Annotated in this window: 15 protein-coding genes; 6 read left to right on the forward strand and 9 right to left on the reverse strand. The window is 61.2% G+C overall.

What is annotated here, in order from left to right; all coding sequences use genetic code 11:
* The first annotated feature begins 41 nt into the window (after positions 1–41).
* The gene (locus tag F3H98_RS09025; protein ID WP_149759810.1) at positions 42–755 is read left to right on the forward strand and encodes a DUF805 domain-containing protein; all 714 of its coding nucleotides are present in this window, start codon (positions 42–44) and stop codon (positions 753–755) included.
* Between the two features lie 12 nt (positions 756–767).
* On the opposite strand, the gene leuB is transcribed toward F3H98_RS09025, so the two are convergent.
* The 8 genes from leuB to F3H98_RS09065 all read right to left on the reverse strand — a co-directional run bounded on the left by leuB (position 768) and on the right by F3H98_RS09065 (position 9177).
* Entirely contained in the window at positions 768–1880 is a 1113-nt protein-coding gene (gene leuB / locus F3H98_RS09030) for a 3-isopropylmalate dehydrogenase (RefSeq protein WP_149759811.1), read from the reverse strand.
* 87 nt (positions 1881–1967) lie between these two features.
* Positions 1968–2351, reverse strand: coding sequence for a RidA family protein (locus F3H98_RS09035; RefSeq protein WP_149759812.1), 384 nt, complete (start codon positions 2349–2351; stop codon positions 1968–1970).
* Between the two features lie 18 nt (positions 2352–2369).
* Positions 2370–3212 carry a hypothetical protein gene (locus F3H98_RS09040; protein ID WP_149759813.1) on the reverse strand — a complete coding sequence of 281 codons (843 nt, stop codon included), beginning with the start codon at positions 3210–3212 and terminating at the stop codon, positions 2370–2372.
* Between the two features lie 57 nt (positions 3213–3269).
* Positions 3270–3875: a 3-isopropylmalate dehydratase small subunit gene (gene leuD / locus F3H98_RS09045; RefSeq protein WP_149759814.1), complete on the reverse strand. Its 606-nt coding sequence runs from the start codon at positions 3873–3875 to the stop codon at positions 3270–3272.
* Between the two features lie 97 nt (positions 3876–3972).
* Positions 3973–4404 carry a glyoxalase superfamily protein gene (locus F3H98_RS09050; protein ID WP_149759815.1) on the reverse strand — a complete coding sequence of 144 codons (432 nt, stop codon included), beginning with the start codon at positions 4402–4404 and terminating at the stop codon, positions 3973–3975.
* A 256-nt stretch (positions 4405–4660) separates the two neighbouring features.
* On the reverse strand, positions 4661–6535 hold the full coding sequence (locus F3H98_RS09055) for a M6 family metalloprotease domain-containing protein (protein WP_149759816.1): 1875 nt from the start codon (positions 6533–6535) through the stop codon (positions 4661–4663).
* A gap of 4 nt (positions 6536–6539) precedes the next feature.
* Complete coding sequence (locus tag F3H98_RS09060; protein WP_210249670.1) at positions 6540–6863, reverse strand: hypothetical protein; 324 nt, start codon at positions 6861–6863, stop codon at positions 6540–6542.
* 292 nt (positions 6864–7155) lie between these two features.
* Positions 7156–9177, reverse strand: coding sequence for a peptidoglycan-binding protein (locus tag F3H98_RS09065; RefSeq protein ID WP_149759818.1), 2022 nt, complete (start codon positions 9175–9177; stop codon positions 7156–7158).
* Positions 9178–9523: 346 nt separating this feature from the next.
* On the opposite strand from F3H98_RS09065, the gene F3H98_RS09070 reads away from it, so the two are divergent.
* Together F3H98_RS09070 and F3H98_RS09075 are read left to right on the forward strand one after the other, a co-directional pair.
* Positions 9524–10402: an HpcH/HpaI aldolase/citrate lyase family protein gene (locus F3H98_RS09070; RefSeq protein WP_149760034.1), complete on the forward strand. Its 879-nt coding sequence runs from the start codon at positions 9524–9526 to the stop codon at positions 10400–10402.
* Positions 10403–10435: 33 nt separating this feature from the next.
* Complete coding sequence (locus tag F3H98_RS09075) at positions 10436–10642, forward strand: DUF1737 domain-containing protein (RefSeq protein WP_149759819.1); 207 nt, start codon at positions 10436–10438, stop codon at positions 10640–10642.
* A 142-nt stretch (positions 10643–10784) separates the two neighbouring features.
* Here F3H98_RS09075 and F3H98_RS09080 read toward each other — a convergent pair whose 3' ends face one another.
* The gene (locus tag F3H98_RS09080) at positions 10785–11225 is read right to left on the reverse strand and encodes a metallopeptidase family protein (protein WP_149759820.1); all 441 of its coding nucleotides are present in this window, start codon (positions 11223–11225) and stop codon (positions 10785–10787) included.
* 215 nt (positions 11226–11440) lie between these two features.
* On the opposite strand from F3H98_RS09080, the gene F3H98_RS31720 reads away from it, so the two are divergent.
* From F3H98_RS31720 to F3H98_RS09090, 3 genes are read left to right on the forward strand one after another with little or no spacing between them, the layout of a single operon-like run.
* Entirely contained in the window at positions 11441–12412 is a 972-nt protein-coding gene (locus F3H98_RS31720) for an ImuA family protein (RefSeq protein ID WP_342211604.1), read from the forward strand.
* Positions 12351–13799, forward strand: coding sequence for a Y-family DNA polymerase (locus F3H98_RS09085; RefSeq protein WP_244621653.1), 1449 nt, complete (start codon positions 12351–12353; stop codon positions 13797–13799). Before F3H98_RS31720 ends, F3H98_RS09085 begins: the two co-directional genes overlap by 62 nt.
* Positions 13796–17164, forward strand: a complete 3369-nt coding sequence (locus F3H98_RS09090) for an error-prone DNA polymerase (RefSeq protein WP_149759822.1) — start codon at positions 13796–13798, stop codon at positions 17162–17164. Before F3H98_RS09085 ends, F3H98_RS09090 begins: the two co-directional genes overlap by 4 nt.
* The last annotated feature ends 37 nt before the right edge of the window (positions 17165–17201 follow it).

Here is a 17201-nt window from a genome sequence, read left to right on the forward strand (position 1 = left end):
GAAGGAGCGTGCGGTGGAATAGGCTCCAGGAGAGGGCGACCATGCGCGGCGAAGTGCTTCATTACGACGAGGCCCAAGGCTTCGGCTTTATCACGGCGGCCGACGGCAGCCGCTATACGTTTTCGCGCGAGGATCTGCGCCGCGACGCGCCGATGAGCAAGGGCATGGCTGTCGAGTTCCAGCCGGCCGGCAGCCAGGCGCGCAGTGTGTTTTCAATCCGCGCCCAGGTTGGCGTTCCCTCTGTCACGCCCTCCGACGCGGCGGCGGCAACCCGCGCGTCGGCCGCTTCCGCACCGATGGCGCAGCAGTTCGGCCGCGCCGCCGCCGCTTCCGGGTCGGCCGGCAATGCCGGCATATGGGGTTATTTCTGGCGTGGCATGACGAGCAACTACGTCAATTTCCGCGATCGTGCCCGCCGTGCCGAGTATTGGAGTTTCTACCTGATCTACCTGCTGGTCGGGGCGGCCATTGTGGGCATAGGGGTCGCGGTCGACCTCACTGCGGGCAATCTGGACGAGCCCGATGGTGCGCCGCACGCGGCGCTAAGCCTGTTCAGCTTGTATTTTCTGGCGACCTTCATTCCGAACCTCGCCATCAACGTGCGGCGCATCCACGACATCGGTCTGTCGGGCTGGTTCTATCTGCTGATCCTGATTCCCTATGTCGGCGGCCTCATCATTTTCGTGTTCTCGCTCATTCCGAGCCAGAAACACGAAAACAAATGGGGCGCGATACCCGCCGGCGTGCGGGCATGAGGTCTGCGCGGATTATGCGGAAAGCGCCAGGAATTTTTCGGCGATCGCGTCGCCCATCCGGGTGGTGCCCACCTCGGTCATGCCGTCCGACATGATGTCCTTGGTGCGCAGGCCATCGTCGAGCACGGCGGCGATCGCGGCCTCGACGCGGTCGGCCTCGCTGACCATGCCGAACGAATACCGCAGGCACATCGCAAACGAGGCGATCATGGCGATCGGGTTGGCGATGCCTTTGCCGGCAATGTCGGGAGCCGAACCATGCACCGGCTCGTAGAGCGCCTTGCGGCTGCCGGTCCTGGCATCCGGAGCGCCGAGCGATGCCGAAGGCAGCATGCCGATCGAACCGGTCAGCATCGCCGCGATATCCGACAGCATGTCGCCGAACAGATTGTCGGTGACGATGACGTCGAACTGCTTTGGCCAGCGCACCAGCTGCATGCCGCCGGCATCGGCCAGCATGTGGTCGAGCTTGACGTCGGAATACTTGGCCTTGTGCGTCTGCGTCACGACCTCGTTCCACAACACGCCGGACTTCATGACATTGCGCTTTTCCATCGAGGTGACGCGGTTTTGCCGCGTGCGCGCCAGCTCGAAGGCAACGCCGGAAATGCGCTCGATCTCGAACGTGTCGTAGACCTGGGTGTCGATGCCGCGTTTCTGGCCGTTGCCAAGGTCGATGATTTCCTTAGGTTCGCCGAAATAGACGCCGCCGGTCAGTTCGCGCACGATCAGGATGTCGAGGCCTTCGACCACTTCCTGCTTGAGCGACGAGGAGGCGGCGAGCGCTGGGTAGCAGATCGCCGGACGCAGGTTGGCGAACAGTTCCATGTCCTTGCGCAAACGAAGCAGGCCGGCTTCGGGGCGAACCTCGTAGGGCACGGAATCCCATTTCGGCCCGCCGACGGCGCCGAACAGCACCGCGTCGGCCGCCATCGCCTTTGCCATGTCGGCGTCCGAAATCGCCGCGCCATGTGCGTCATAGGCAGAGCCGCCGACTAGGCCTTCTTCGGTTTCGAAACCCGCGGAAAACTTCTCGTTCATCACCGCGATGAGTTTTCGGACCTCCGCCATCGCCTCGGGGCCGATGCCGTCGCCGGCGAGGAGGAGCAGTTTTTTCGAAGCCATGAACATTTTTCCCAAGAAAGTGCCGTGAACCGCGGCCTTGCTACCCGGCGAACGCAGGCTGCGCAAGGCGGAAAGGCGACGGGGCGGTCAGGAACGACGCTTCAGGGCGGTCACTTCGATCTCGATCAGCATCTCGGGCTTGTTGAGCTGGCAAACGATCATGGTTGCGGCCGGCCGGATCTCGCCGAAGGTCTCACCGAGGATCGGGAAGACAACATCCACAAAGGCCCGGTCGGTGATGTAATAATGCGCCCGCACCACGTCGGCCATCGTGAATCCGCCTTCTTCAAGCGCGGCGCGGATCGTCGAAAGGCAGTTTCGCGTCTGTTCTTCGACGCTGTCGGGCATCGTCATCGTGGCATAGTTGTAGCCCGTGGTGCCGGAAACGAAGCACCATTCCCCATCGACCACCGCGCGCGAATAGCCGGCGGTCTTTTCGAACGGGGAACCGGTGGAGATCAGTTTGCGCATCGGGTGTGCCTTCGTTGGCTACTGCTTCGCCGTGAGCGCGCTGTTCATCGTGTCACGGATTTCGGCCGGCCATTCACCGAGCGCCGGCCATGCCTTTGGTTCGGGCTGATCGCTCTGCTGGGCGAAGTAGAGCTTCTTTGCCTTTGGATCGACCGCCATGAACCCGTCATAGGTGCCGCAGGCATGCGGAATGCAGCCGCTGGCGGAGAAGACGCCGGACGGCATCTTCTCGGTGCCGCCATTGACCATGAGGCTTGTCGCAAAGTTGGTCATGTCGCTGCCGAGCAATTTCTGGGCGGCCTTGTAGACCGCTTCGTTCCTGAAGGCTCCGATAATGCCGTCGACGAACTGCTGGGGATCGAGGTCGGCCCAATCGGTGCCGGGCTGCGGCGCGTAGGTGAGGTCGCCGTGCACCTGCAAGCCGGTGTCTGGCGCCCACACCTTCACCGGCAGGGTCTCGCCAGGCAAGGGGTAAGGCACGAAGAAGATGCTGTTTTCCGTGACCGCCGCCGGAGGCGCTCCGCAATCGTCGGCGCCGATGGAGATGCTCTGGATATCGCCGTCCTTCGGCTTCCAGACCAGAACCGCCGCCAGGCCGCAGGCATTGCCGCCGTCGCCGACATCGAAGAGTGCGACCTTGACGCCGGCGAGGTCGACAATCTTGTCGAAATAGGCGACGTAATTGCGCGCCAGTTCCTTGCCGTCAAAGGCGACGATCTTTTCCTGGTCCGCGTTCTCGGTGATCGTCAGCGTGCCGCCCTCGAAAGGGATCGGCGCCTGCTTTTCGTCCTGCGCAACGGCAAAGCCACCCAGACCGAAGGAAATCAGCGCTCCGGCGGCCAGTCGCGAAAAGAGCCTCATCCGGTCCTCCGTCTTGCTGTGGAACAGCTGGTCGACTGAGTGGAATCGAAGCTGGACCTATGCCCAGGGCCGGCTTTCGGCGTTGCGCTTCTCGAAGCTGGCGATCGCCGGGGCCTTCTCGAGCGTCAGGCCGATGTCGTCGAGCCCGTTCAGCAGGCAATGCCGCTTGAAGTCGTCGAGCTCGAACTTGATCATGCCGCCATCGGGACCGCGGATTTCCATAACTTCGAGATCGACTGAGACAGTGGCGTTGGCGCCGCGCTCGGCATCGTCCATCAGCTTGTCTAGGTTTTCCTGGCTGACGGTGATCGGCAAGATGCCGTTCTTGAAGCAGTTGTTGTAGAAGATGTCGGCGAACGAGGTGGAAATCACGCAGCGGATGCCGAAATCGAGCAACGCCCAAGGCGCATGCTCGCGGCTCGAACCGCAGCCGAAATTGTCGCCGGCAACGAGGATCTGCGCGTTGCGGTAGGCCGGCTTGTTGAGCACGAAGTCGGGGTTTTCCGAGCCGTCGTCGTTGTAGCGCATCTCTGCGAAAAGGCCGGTGCCGAGACCGGTTCGTTTGATGGTCTTGAGATAATCCTTGGGAATGATCATGTCGGTGTCGACATTGACGATCGGCAAGGGCGCCGCGACGCCGGTGAGTTTGGTGAACTTTTCCATGGCTTTTCTGCCCGTCGATTTTCCGAAAATTCGGCCTACGCTTTACACAAGGATGGCTGCAAAGCAAAGGGCGGCTTTTTAGCCGCCCTTTGAAACGTCAGGCCCTGTGAAGCGTCATCACGCCGGTTTCGGTGCCGGTCAGCCGCCGCGAGCGTCCGTCGGCTCCCACCACCATCTGCACGCGCCGCCGCTCGGCGGCGAAATGCTGCGAGGTGGAGGCGTTCACCGGCGGATTGAAAGCAACGGTCACGCGCCACAGATCGGGCTTGATCGTTTCTTCCAGGCCGATGACGCGGCCGTGCGCCGGGGCGCCGTTGAAAGTGCCGGACACCTTTTCACCAACAGCAAAGGGGACGGAGGTTCCCTCCGTCGCCGGACGCGCGGCAAGCGTGTTCCAGTCGCGCGCGCCGTTCTGCCTGGCGACGAGTTCCAGTGCCTTGGTATGGGACACGGTTATGCCATCGGCAGCCAGTGCGTCGCGCAGCTTGCGGGCATGATTCTTGTAGTCGGATGACAATTCTCTGGTCATCGTGGTTCGCTCCTTCGCGTTATGCGAACGGCTTGTTTCGAACGGGGCCCGCTTTGCCGTTTCGGCCGTCGCATCGACAGGGGAAACGAACTTTTCAAGAGGAAGCTTTACCAGAGCCTTGCGGCCGCGGACGGCAGGGGCTTCCCGCCCAGGCCGCGCAGATAGTGATTCGACGGCATTGCGTCAATGGCAGCATGCGCCACCCCGAACCCCGGCCTGCCATGGGCGTGTGTCGACGTGCCTCGACCGAGCGGAACTATACGATCGGCGCTGGTGTCGACCGCATCTCGATGCTCCATTTCCGCAGCTTGCCGACATCGGCTCTGACGCGGTCGGAGACGTTCAGTGTCCAGTTGCCTTTGATCGGCTGGCCAACCATGCTGCTCAAGACACCGCCGGGCGTCGCGGAATCATAGGTCGCCACCAGATTGTCGGTGGATCCACCAAGCTGGGGATGCAGGACCGTGCTGCGGCCGGCCGGTGATGTCAGGGCCACCCGAAGGTCGCCGATAAAAGTGTGCTGGATATCGACGGAGACCTTGATCTGGGCAACCGTCCCGGATTTGGCAATCGCAATCGCGCTGGAAATGCCGGCCGTTCGATTGTCGGGGATGGACACCATCGGGTTTGCGTCGCCTGCAACGACCACATCGGGTTGCGCCGTTCCGACCTTGAATTTGATGATCTGGCCCGGCGCCGAAATGTCGGAGATGATCAGTCCGGAATCGCGGCCGTCCCATTCCCGCGAATTCGGTGAGGACGTGGCGGAGAGCGCGATGCCGGCGACCGCCGAATAGAGATCGTCGCCGTCACCCTGGTTGGCGTCGCGTTCGAGGTCCTGGCGACCGTCGGCCTGCAACAAAGCGCATTGATAATGTTTCGCGGCGGTTCCTTGCTGGAATTCGTTCGAGCCAAGGGTATCGCAGTGATAGACGGCGAGCCCGCTCGCCGGCAGGCCACGGTCGAGTTCCATCCTCGATCGGTTCTCGACCAGAAAATATTCGTTGGGCTTGGACGTGCGGTACTTCATCACCGTGTTGTAGTCGCCCTGGCTCGCTTCCTGGGGGGCGGCGGTACTCAGGTCGATCTCGTTGTCGCACCAGCCGGCGAGGTCGCGCAGATAAGCGCATACCGGTGATGGGCTGCGTCCGTTGTCGTTGTGGTTTCCCGACCCCATCAGGCAATAACTACCGATGCCGGAACTCTTAACGCTGTCGCCATCGCGTTCGCCATAGTCGTACATGTCGGGAAAACGGCACAGAAGATGCCCGTTCTCGTGGCAGAAAGTGCCGATGCTGAGATCGGCCGGCGTGCGGCCGAGGCTGGTCAGCAGATAGAGGTCGGTGCGCATCGTGCCGAAACGCAGGTCGATGTGGAAGTTGTGCGGCCATAATTCGCCGCGATACTGAGTCTGGCCCGCATACATCACGTTCAAGGCGTCGACGACGTTCTCGTTGCGGGAATCGAATTGCTTGAGGTTCAGCCCGGACGCCACGGCAAGTTGCAGCGCCTCCTCCACCAACAGGTTGTTGACGTAGAATTCCCGGTTCCTGCTCAAGGTGAAAGGACCGACGACGACGTTGGCGTAGTCGAGCTTTCCGCTGGATACGCGCTCGAAATACTTCTTGGCGGAGCTTATGTTGCCGTTGCGCGTAAAATTGGCGCCGTTCAGCATGTCGTCGACATCGGCGCGCGTGACGGTGCTCGCCAGGTCCTTGAAGTTGACCAGGATCGTCAAGCCCTTGACGGCGCCTACCGAAAGTATCCGCCCTTCGAGCAAACCCTGATGGGGCCCGAACGTGAGCGCCCTGGCCTCTTCCCGGTGGCCGCCGGCCATGGCGGAACGGCGCATCATGCGCGCTTTTGCACGCGCGACCACGGTGTCCTGCGATTCCTGCAAATGGCGGGCCAGGTAGTCCGGCGCCCGCTTCGAGAGCGCTATTCCGGTAGAACGGAAGCTTCCCGCGGAGAGCCGGGCGTAACAAAAGAGGCCCAACTCGTCGTCGTAGACCGTGGAGTATCCATCCAGGTTCTCATAGCGCGCATAGTGCTCGTCGCCGAACACCCGAAGGGCGATGTCGGGTCCTTTTGCCTGCCCAAACGTCAGGACTTCACCAAATATCGCGCTCATTTCCTCACTCCTCCTTTGGCGCGGCGTGCGACCGTTGCTCCATCTGCTGCGTGCGATCCCGGATCTTTCGGGTCCTGACTTCGTCGGACTCGGCGGCGTGCCGTTCCACACCCGGCGGAGGCGGCGACGCGACAGACACGCCCGTCGAGACAAACCTGCCCTCGACCACCAGCGCATAGCAAAACAGCCCAAGCGCCTCATCGTAGATGGCCGGGAATCCGTCAGGGGTTTCGTAAGAGGCGTAGAGTTCGGTGCCGTTGACGATGAGGTCTACGTCCGGACCGTTGGCCTGTCCCATGGAGGCCTTTTCGCGAAACGCACCGACCATCGGACAGTCCCTCACAATCTGCCGCTATTCGGCACAATATTCGCGTCGTAAAATATCATCCCAGACAATTTCCATGTCAATTCAAATATATTTTCAGGTTATTCTTACGCAACGAAATGATTTTAAAGTATGCATGAAGGGAATTGTATGAGATTTTCATGGTGAACGATGGCAAAGACTGGCGATCCGTAACCTTGGCCTCGATCGATTCTCCTGGCTTCGCAGCATAGGGTTCATAACCCGCGATCCAGCGATCGGAGCCGCCGATGGCGTGAGTCGGGGACGCGCCGGGTTAGTTGCCGCTGAACAACCGGCCGATGTTGGATCCGTTGCGCTGGTCTTCGACCCGGCGATTGATGATCCGCGTTCCGAACAAATGCGAGGCGACGCCAAGGGCCAGTATGGCGAGCGAACTGCCCGCACCAGGCAGCAGGAGATTGGCTGCCCCCGAGAGCAGGCCCGTCAACGGGTTCGTGGCAGGCACCTCCGTGCTTTCCATGGTTTGAACCGGTGCCGATGCCTGTTGAGCCGGATTGGATCGCAGATACAGCCTGTCCAGGTCGTTGATCTTGACTACGGCACTGTTGGTCTGAGCGGTGTTGAGGCCGAAAAAAGACCGGTATTCGCTCGACGCGAACGGGCTCATCGCATGGGCAATCTGCTGGTCGACCGGCGCGGTGATAGTGGTGGCCGTGGGCGATGGTCGCGGAGGCGGCTGCTGGGCGCCGGTTCCCATATATTCGTTCAAGGCAAAATTACCCAGGCCCAACGCCCCAAGCAGGGACGTAATCTTCGCGACCAGATTGGACCGGTCAGCGTTCGCTATGATCTGCGAACCTTTCTTTCGCAGATCGTCGGCTGTAGCGGTCAAGCGACCTTCGGCGAGCGGACGCCCCGGCGCGTCGCGCAACGCCGCCCAGGTCGCGGCATCGACCGAGCCGATAGTGTCGGTGGCGACCTTGTAGTCGAGCTGGAATGCCGACACCGCCCCGGCGGTCAGCGAACCATAGACCCCGTCGATCGTACCGACCTGATAGTTGCGCCGGCTCAGCGCCTCCTGCAGCGCACTGACGGCTGGTCCCCGATCTCCCGGCTTGAGCACGGGTTCTGGGATCTGCTGCGGCATGGACGAACCGCTGAGTTTTTGCATAAGCATCTCGAAGAGTTTGTTGATGTCGGTCGGCTGCTCGAAGACCGGACCTGGAATGGGAACGTCATCAGAAAATGTGCCACGAGCATCGTAAGCCCCAAGGATTGCACCCGCGCTGACGGACACAAGACTGGCCCATTCATTGCGAAGACCAGTGATGTCCCGGCCCCTGCGCTTGATCAGCGCCACGGCCAGACGGTCCTGCAACTGGGCCGAATAAAGCTCGCTTCCCGACAGTCCGAGCTCTTTCCTCAGGCCTCGCAAGGTCTTCCGCACGATCTGATAACGACCCAGCGCGGATGAGTTGAAGTTGTTGGCCGGATGGTCGAGCATTGCGGTTTGCAGCGCGTCGATCTGATCCAGCGACATCAGGGTCAAGGTCTTCTCGCCGCCTGAAAACCGCCCATAGCCGAGCGATGTGTCATATCCGCGCCCGGGACGATGGGCGGTTCCTTCATGACCGGCGATGAAATCTAGAAACGGACGGAAGCGCGCAACCTGGCTCATGTCGACCATCGAATCGGTCTCCCACAAATCGTCGTTGACATCGAAGACCGACAGCGGGTCGGTCTCCGGGGCAATGGATCCACTTTCTTCTTCGAATTCCGCAATCAGGGTCTCGTCGAAGCCCCTGACAGTCGATGTATCGATGCCGCGGGCCAGTTCCTGGGGCGACACATCGATATGGAAATGCATCGCATCTTTTTTTTTCACCCAGTCCCCGCCCCAGCCGAACAGTCGGTTCTTGCCGAGCGTGCGAACGGCGAGGACATCCTCGATCATTTCGATCGGCATGTCGGTATCGGCGGCGTTTATCGAAACGTCATGCGCGCGCTCTATTTGGGTCGCCTTTTTCGAAAACCACACCTTTCGATGGTTAGGCGTTTTCCTGACAGGATTTGTGTCGGCGTTGACGTCTATGGCGATACCGAATGCGTGGAGGCTCCGCGTCGTCGTTTCGGCTATGTTCCTGGGGAAATACCCATGTGTATGTTCAGATCGAATAATATAATTATGCGCGTTCATAATTGCTTCGAGCGCACTCCAGGCCGCAACAGTCGGCCGTGCGACACGAATTATTGCTGGACCGAAGGAGATTTCGGTCATCAGGTCTTCGTTGCTGTCGTAAGCTTTCCAGACTCGGCGTTGCTCAGACTCGCTCAAGTTTGCCTCCGGCTACCTATGCAAACAAGTCTGGATGATAGATAAAATACCTATCTCAGTTTTGTTGTCCTGATCAATAACATACGATCATATCATCTTATAAAGGACTTGTTCTGTTAATCTCTTCACATGTAGAGTGGAAAACAATCGTGATTTAAAGTATGAGAAGCCAAGAATTTCGATCTGAAACCGGGACCGCCTGTTCTCGGCTAATCCGGAAGGTTGGGGGATGACGCCGCCCCCGCTTTAACATGAGAGTGGCCCGGCCGCGTCCGGTTCGCAGAAAGCCCGGCGGCGGAGGCAACCACTTGCACGGCTGGCGCTGGCAAGGCAAGAAGACCCCATGATGCCAGACAAGATGAGATTGCGCCGCTCCGTGCTTTATGTCCCGGCTTCAAACGGTAAGGCGCTGGCGAAACTTCCGACGCTTGCCTGCGACGCCGCCATCATCGATCTCGAAGATGCGGTCGCACCACAAGACAAGATTTCCGCGCGCGAGAGCCTGCCTGGTCTTTTCGCGGAACGGGCTGCCGGCCCGCGGGAACTTGTCATCCGCGTCAATCCGCTTTCCGGCGAATGGGGCGCCGACGACCTTCAAGCCGCACTTGCCTGCGCGCCAGACGGCATCCTCTTGCCCAAGGTGGAGACGCCGCGCGACATTCTTGAAGCCGGCGATGTGCTTGACGACAACGACGCTGCCGACACGCTGCGGCTCTGGGCAATGGTGGAGACGCCGCGGGCGCTTCTCAACATCGGCGCCATCGCCGAACTCGGGCGCGATCCGGCTTCGCGGCTCGCCTGCCTGGTTGCCGGAACCAACGACCTGGTCAAGGAAACTCGCATTCTCGCGACGCCTGACCGGCGTTATCTCATGCCGTGGCTGATGCAGATGGTGCTGGCGGCGCGCGCCGGCGGCCTCGACATACTCGACGGCGTCAGCAACGATTTCCGAGATGCGGAGGCCTTCGCCGCAGAGTGCGCAGTGGCAGCCGCGATGGGTTTCGACGGCAAGACGCTCATCCACCCCAATCAGATCGAGCCGGCAAACGTGGCCTTTTCGCCGTCTTCGGAAGCACTTGACGAAGCCCGCGAAATCGTCGCCGCCTTCGCAGTGGCTGAAAATGTAGGCAAGGGCGTGATCGCACTCGGCGGCAGGATGATCGAACGCCTGCATCTCCAGCAGGCCGAAAATTTGCTTGCGAAGGCAGCTTCGATCGGAAAATGATGCATCGAACGGCGAACGCTGCAGGATGAAGCTATGAAACTCTATCGTTTCCTGACCGGCCCGGACGATGCCAGCTTCTGCCACAAGGTCAGTGCAGCGGTGAACAAGGGCTGGCACCTGTTCGGTTCGCCGACCTATGCGTTCGATGCCGAAACCAAGACGATGCGCTGCGGCCAGGCCGTGGTGAAGGATATCGACGGCGTCGACTACGAGCCAGGCCTTAAGCTCAGCGACTTCTAGAATCTGATCGCGAAAGGCGGACCTTGTTCCAATTGATCGGAACGGATGGTTCCGGGCAGCTTCCCGCTTGTTACAGCCTGGACCTGAGGGCGTCGTATTGGGCTTGCAAGGTGTCGGCCATCGCTTCGTCGCGGCTTGGCGATTACCTCTGGTCGGCAGCCTGGTCGGCGGCTTCCTCGATGCGCTCCATGTCGTCGTCGCTGAGGCCGAAGTGATGGCCGATTTCGTGGATCAGGACATGGGTTATGATATCGCCCAACGTCTCTTCGTTTTCCGCCCAATAGTCGAGAATGGCGCGGCGGTAGAGCGTGACGCGGTTGGGACCTTCGCCAGTCTGCGGGTTCCAGCGCTCGGCGATGCCACGGCCCTCGAACAAGCCCAGAAGGTCGAACGGGGTCTCGAGCGACAGATCGTCCATGATCTCGTCGGTCGGGAATTCGGCCATCTGGATGACAATTTCGCCGGTAAGGGTGCGGAATTCGCTGGGCAGGTGGGCATAAGCTTCAAGCGCCAGCAACTCCAACTCGTCGATCGACGGGGAGAGCTGATCATGCCAAGCGCGGGTCTGATAGATACGGGCCATTTTATCCTCTGAACCCGGCATATAGCCTTTTGCAATTCGGCTTTCGAGGTTTTTGCATTCTTTTGAATAATTTAGCGGATTTGCACCCGAGCCGGACCAGAAACGAGGAATAAATTCTCCCTCAAGGCGCTTGACTCTCCGAGTAGGCTCTGGAATCTATTAGAACATAACAGGAACATCAACCCAGGAAGCAGACCGTCATGGCGTCAAACGTCGTGGCGCAGGCGGCTGTTTTTGCCTTGCGCCGGAAAATAGCGAAGATCGAGGGAACGCTGCCCGAGAAGCTCGTCGCTGCGGGAGTGGCGATACTGCATCCAAGCGGCAGCGCCTGGGCTGAAGCGGGAGCCTCGGGCTTTCTCCACACGGGCGTGGCGCGCCTGGACAATGTGTTGGGCGGTGGGGTGCCGGCCGCTGCCCTGACCGAGATCCACGGCGGCGAAATGCGCGATGCCGGCGCCGTTACGGGATTTGCCCTCGCGCTGGCGAGCCTTTCGAGAAACCGTGAACCCGATAGGGAAAAGCGGTTCCTGGTCCTCTGGATCGGGATGAGCCAGGCATTTGCCGAAACAGGCTTCCCCCATGCGCCCGGGCTGGGGGCTCTCACCGGGCTTGCACCGGACGAAATCATCATCGCGCAAGCGCCGAAACTCACTGACGCGCTGTGGATTGCCGAAGAAGCCGCCAGGCTGAGGGAATTGTCGGCGGTTTTCCTGGAAATCCACGGCAATCCCGTCCGCCTCGACCTCACCGCCACGCGGCGCTTGCATCGGCGCGCGCAGCTTGCGGGAAGACCGGTCTTTTTGCTTCGCCAGGCAGCCCGGGCAGAGCCGACGGCCGCACCCCTCCGCCTGGTCGTTTCGCCCGCCCCCGCCACCGCGCGCAGCACGCTCACCGGCCCGCTTGCTGACACGATCGGTTGTCCGGCCTTCACGGTGACGGTCAGCAAAAGCCGTACGGCCCTGCCGGGGCAATTCATCTTGGAGTGGAACCCCCATGAACGCGCATTTCAGGAAAGACAGCCAGAGAATTCTCGCCCTGTGGTTTCCGCACCTGCCGTCCGACCGGATATTTCGCCAGCGGCTGGGGCGGTCGTGGCGTTCAAATCCGCCCGCCCGGCGGCCGCCGTTGCTCATCAGCCATCGCGACAACAACACCCAGCGCATCGCGGCGCTCGACGAACAGGCTGAGGCGCTTCGGCTGAAGCGCGGCATGGGCATCGCCGACGCCCGCGCCATGTATCCTTCGGTGGAGGTCGTCGAGGCGGAGCCGGCGGCTGACCGCAGCCTGCTCGAAAGCCTGGCCGACTGGTGCGACCGCTACACGCCTCTGGTGGCCATAGAAGGGGCTGACGGACTTTTCCTCGACATCAGCGGCTGCGCTCATCTCTTTGGCGGCGAAAGGCCGATGCTGGATGATGTGCTTGCCCGCCTTTTCCAGCAGGGGTTTCATGCCCGGGCCGGCCTTGCCTCGACACCTGGCGCTGCCTGGGCGGCTGCGCGTTTCCTGGGCGCCGGAATCGTTGCACCCGGCAAGGAGGATCAGCTCCTGGCTCCGCTGCCGCTTACCGCCTTGCGCATCGAGCCGGCCGTGCGGGTGAGCCTCGAAAGTGTGGGCCTGCGCACGGCGGGCGCCGTCATGTCGGCGCCGAGGGCGCCACTTGCCCGCCGGTTCGGCAAGCAGTTGCTGATCCGCCTCGACCAGGCGCGCGGCCAGATCGAAGAAGCGATCTCGCCGCGCCTGCCGGTGCCCGCACTTTCCGTCGAACGCCAGCCCGTCGAACCCATCGTGCTGACCGAAGACATAAAGGCCTTGACCGGCCTGCTCGCCGAGACGCTCAGGAAGGATCTTGAACGACGCGGCGAAGGCGCCCGGATCCTGCAACTGACGCTGTTTCGTGTCGATGGCGCCGTCTGCCGTATCGTCATCGGAACCTCGCGGCCGATGCGCGAGCCATCGCTGATCGGCCGCCTGTTTCAGGAGAAGCTTGCGGCAATCGAAAGCGACATCGATGCAGGATATGGCTTCGAGCTTGTCCGCCTCTCGGCACTCGCCGTCGCTGACTTCGAGATGGAACAGGCCGATCTCGCCGGCGGCGCGGAGGGCAATGACGAAGCGCTCGCGGTCTTTGCCGATCGGGTCCGGGCGCGGCTCGGTGAGCAGGCCGTGCTGAAGCCTGTCGCGGTCGAGAGCCATATTCCGGAACGCTCGATCGTCATGGTGCCCTTTGCGGAAGTTTCTGAAAGAAACGATCGGGAAAGGGGTCCCGTGCCTGGTCCGGCGGATCGTCCGCTACGCCTCTTTCGGCATCCCGAGCCCGTCGAGGTCGCGGCGACCGAAGTGCCGGAAGGCCCGCCGCTCCATTTTCGCTGGCGACGTGTCCTGCACAAGGTCGCACGTTCGGAAGGTCCAGAACGCATTGCGCCCGAATGGTGGCATGAAGGGAAAGACATGCCGACGCGCGATTATTTCCGTGTCGAGGATGGTGACGGGCGTCGCTACTGGCTCTACCGGCAAGGCCTTTACGGCGCTTCACAGGAAGCGCCGCGTTGGTTCATGCATGGGATTTTCGCATGAATGCGACCGTCTCCATTCCTTATGCCGAATTCGCCGTCCAGTCGAATTTCTCGTTTCTGCGCGCCGCCTCCAAGCCGGAAGAGCTGGTGGTCACGGCCAAGATGCTCGGCCTTTCCGCCATCGGGCTTGCCGATCGCAACTCCGTCGCGGGCGTCGTCCGCGCCTGGCAGCAGACGAAGGTGGAGAAACTTCCTTATCATCCTGGCAGCCGTCTGGTTTTTGCCGACGGCAGTCCGGACGTGCTGGCCTATCCCCGCGACCGCAAGGGATGGGGTCATCTGTGCCGGATGCTGACGCAAGCCAATATGCGCGGGGAAAAGGGCGCGCCGGTTCTTCGCCGCAGTGATCTCTTCGAATGGGGCGATCGATTGTCACTTGCCGTCCTGCCGGATGTCGAGACAGCGCCGGAGAGCCAGCTGGAATTCCTGCATGCACTGAAAAGCCGCTTCGGCGACGCTGTTTGGCTGGCCGTGTCGCCGGCCTATTCGGGCAATGATCGCTTCAGGCTGGAGCAGGCGGCCAGCATGGCAAACATAGCTCGGCTCCCGCTGATGGCGGTGAACGACGTGCTTTATCATGTGCCCGCCCGCCGCCCGCTTCAGGATGTGTTGACGGCCATCAGGCTGAATAAGCATGTCGCGGAAGTGGGCCTTGAATTGACAAGGAACGCGGAGCGTTTCTTGAAACCGCAGGGCGAGATGGCCCGGCTTTTCCGCCGTTATCCCGAGGCAATCGCCGAGACGCTTCGGTTCGCCGCAACCCTGAAATTCTCGCTGAGCGATCTTCATTACAATTATCCGGACGAACCGACGGAATCGGGCCTGGAGCCGCAGGAAGAACTGGAGAGGCTGACCTGGGAGGGTGCAAAATTCCGCTATCCCGACGGGGTTCCGGACAAGGTCGAAAGGATCATCCGCCATGAACTCGAAACAGTCCGGGAGCTTAATTACGCCCGCTATTTCCTGACCGTTCACGACATCATCAAATTCGCCCGCTCGCAGGACATTCTCTGCCAGGGGCGCGGTTCCGCCGCCAACTCGGTCATCTGCTATTGCCTGCGCATCACCGATGTCGGGCCCGACATCATTGACACTTTGTTTGAGCGTTTCATCTCCAAGGAGCGCGACGAGCCGCCCGACATCGACGTCGATTTCGAGCACGAAAAACGCAAACCCGTCATGGATTACATCTATAACAAATACAGCGAGAAACACACGTCGCTGGCAGCCGCCGTCGTCAGCTATCGCGGGCGTTCAGCATTGCGCGAAGTCGCCAAGGCGATGGGCCTGTCCGACGATGTCCGCAGCGCGCTTTCGGGATCGATCTGGGGCTGGTCTTCATCCGAACTCGGCAAGAGGGAAGCCGACGCCGGTGGGCTGAACGACGCCAACCTGCTGGCGAAACATGTCATCGATCTCGCCAATGACATCATGGGATTTCCCCGTCACCTCTCCCAACATGTCGGTGGCTTCGTCATCACCAAGGACAGGTTGGACGAGATCGTTCCGATCATGAAGACCGCCATGGACGACCGCAAGATGGTCGAGTGGGACAAGGACGATCTCGACGCCGTCAAGATTCTCAAGGTCGATATCCTGGCGCTGGGCATGCTGTCGTGCCTGCGCCGCGCTTTCGCGCTGCTGCACCAGCATTATGACGCTCCGGACGATCATGGCCGTCCAGTCGAACTCGCGACGATCAAGCAGGAGGACCAGAACGTCTACGACATGATCTGCCGCGCCGACACGCTGGGTGTCTTCCAGATCGAGTCGCGTGCCCAGATGTCGATGCTGCCCCGCCTGAAGCCAAAAACCTTCTACGATCTGGTCATCGAAGTGGCGATCGTCAGGCCGGGCCCGATCCAGGGAAACATGGTGCATCCCTATTTGCGGCGAAGACAGGGGAAGGAAAAACCCGACTACCCGAAGCCGGAGCTGCAGGAAATCCTCGGCAGGACGCTCGGCGTCCCCCTCTTCCAAGAACAGGCGATGAAGATCGCCATCGTCGCCGGCGGCTTCAAGCCGGGCGAGGCCGACCAGCTTCGCCGAGCGATGGCGACCTTCAAGCGGACCGGGACCATCGGCAATTATCGCCAGAAGATGATTGATGGCATGGTTGGCCGTGGCTACGAGAAAGAGTTTGCCGAGCGCTGTTTCAAGCAGATCGAGGGTTTCGGCGAATATGGTTTTCCGGAGAGCCACGCAGCGGCTTTCGGCTTGCTTGTCTATGCCTCCTGCTGGTTCAAGACCTATTATCCCGATGTCTTCTGCGCCGCGATCCTGAATTCCCAACCGATGGGTTTTTATCAGCCGGCGCAACTTGTTCGCGATGCACAGGACCATGGTGTCGAAATTCTTCCCGTCGACATCAACGGCTCCGACTGGGATTGCCTGCTCGAAGAACGCTCCTTCGACGGATCGCGCATCATCGCGCGGCATGCCGGGATGCGTGATGTGATCCGAACCACCCGCGCCGTCAGGCTGGGTTTCCGGCAGGTCAAGGGGCTTCCAAAGGAACGTATGGAGCAGTTCGTTCTGCGCCGCGGAGAAGGTTACGAATCGGTCAGAGATATCTGGTTGCGTTCAGGTCTCGACGTGGACGAGATCGAACGGCTGGCGCAGGCGGATGCCTTCCGGTCGATCGGCCTCAGCCGCCGCGATGCGCTTTGGGCGGTTCGCGCGCTGGGCGGGAAAACTGCCGCCGAACGCCTGCCGTTGTTCGATCGGCCTGACCTGTGGATGCGAGACCATGAACCCGAGACAAGACTGCCGGTCATGCCGCTCGGCCAGCACGTCATCCATGATTACCAATCGCTCGGGCTTTCACTCAAGGCGCACCCGGTTTCCTTCCTGCGCCATCGGCTCGACCAATCGGGCGTCACACCCAATGCCCGGCTCACCATGGTGTCGGATGGCCGCCGTGTCTCGGTCGCCGGTCTCGTGCTGGTGCGGCAACGCCCCGGCACGGGAAATGCGATCTTCCTGACGCTCGAAGACGAGCAGGCGGTTGCCAATGTCATCATCTGGCAAAGGGTCTTCGACCGTTACCGTTCGGTTGTCATGGGCTCCCGCTTCGTGCGTGTCCATGGCCGTCTCCAGTCGGAATCCGACGTCATCCACATCGTCGCAGAGAGGATCGAGGACCTCTCGTCATGGCTCGGCGAACTGACCGAGGAAGCGCAGGCGCCGGGCGGTGCGAAGCCCGAAGCAGGGTTGCACAATGTCCGCCAGAATATTCTGAAAAGGAGCGAATCGCGGTCGAAATTGCTGAGCCGCGAACCCGAATTCCAGAATTCGGCGCCAAGTTACGATGAGCTTTCGGAGAAAACCGAGAGGGCCATGCCGAAGGGGCGGAACTTTCACTGAAGCGGCGGCGCCGCGCAAACTCTGGCCGGCGCGGAGG

This window comes from Neomesorhizobium albiziae, assembly GCF_900114255.1.
GTDB lineage: Bacteria > Pseudomonadota > Alphaproteobacteria > Rhizobiales > Rhizobiaceae > Neomesorhizobium > Neomesorhizobium albiziae.

Excerpts from the sequence above, each read along its gene's own strand:
- F3H98_RS09050 (WP_149759815.1), bottom strand. The coding sequence starts at position 4,404 with ATGACCAGAGAATTGTCATCCGACTACAAGAATCATGCCCGCAAGCTG.
- F3H98_RS09070 (WP_149760034.1), top strand. The coding sequence starts at position 9,524 with ATGCCAGACAAGATGAGATTGCGCCGCTCCGTGCTTTATGTCCCGGCT.
- F3H98_RS09055 (WP_149759816.1), bottom strand. The coding sequence starts at position 6,535 with ATGAGCGCGATATTTGGTGAAGTCCTGACGTTTGGGCAGGCAAAAGGA.
- F3H98_RS09025 (WP_149759810.1), top strand. The coding sequence starts at position 42 with ATGCGCGGCGAAGTGCTTCATTACGACGAGGCCCAAGGCTTCGGCTTT.
- F3H98_RS09080 (WP_149759820.1), bottom strand. The coding sequence starts at position 11,225 with ATGGCCCGTATCTATCAGACCCGCGCTTGGCATGATCAGCTCTCCCCG.
- F3H98_RS09040 (WP_149759813.1), bottom strand. The coding sequence starts at position 3,212 with ATGAGGCTCTTTTCGCGACTGGCCGCCGGAGCGCTGATTTCCTTCGGT.
- F3H98_RS09075 (WP_149759819.1), top strand. The coding sequence starts at position 10,436 with ATGAAACTCTATCGTTTCCTGACCGGCCCGGACGATGCCAGCTTCTGC.
- leuD (WP_149759814.1), bottom strand. The coding sequence starts at position 3,875 with ATGGAAAAGTTCACCAAACTCACCGGCGTCGCGGCGCCCTTGCCGATC.
- leuB (WP_149759811.1), bottom strand. The coding sequence starts at position 1,880 with ATGGCTTCGAAAAAACTGCTCCTCCTCGCCGGCGACGGCATCGGCCCC.
- F3H98_RS09060 (WP_210249670.1), bottom strand. The coding sequence starts at position 6,863 with ATGGTCGGTGCGTTTCGCGAAAAGGCCTCCATGGGACAGGCCAACGGT.
- F3H98_RS09035 (WP_149759812.1), bottom strand. The coding sequence starts at position 2,351 with ATGCGCAAACTGATCTCCACCGGTTCCCCGTTCGAAAAGACCGCCGGC.
- F3H98_RS09090 (WP_149759822.1), top strand. The coding sequence starts at position 13,796 with ATGAATGCGACCGTCTCCATTCCTTATGCCGAATTCGCCGTCCAGTCG.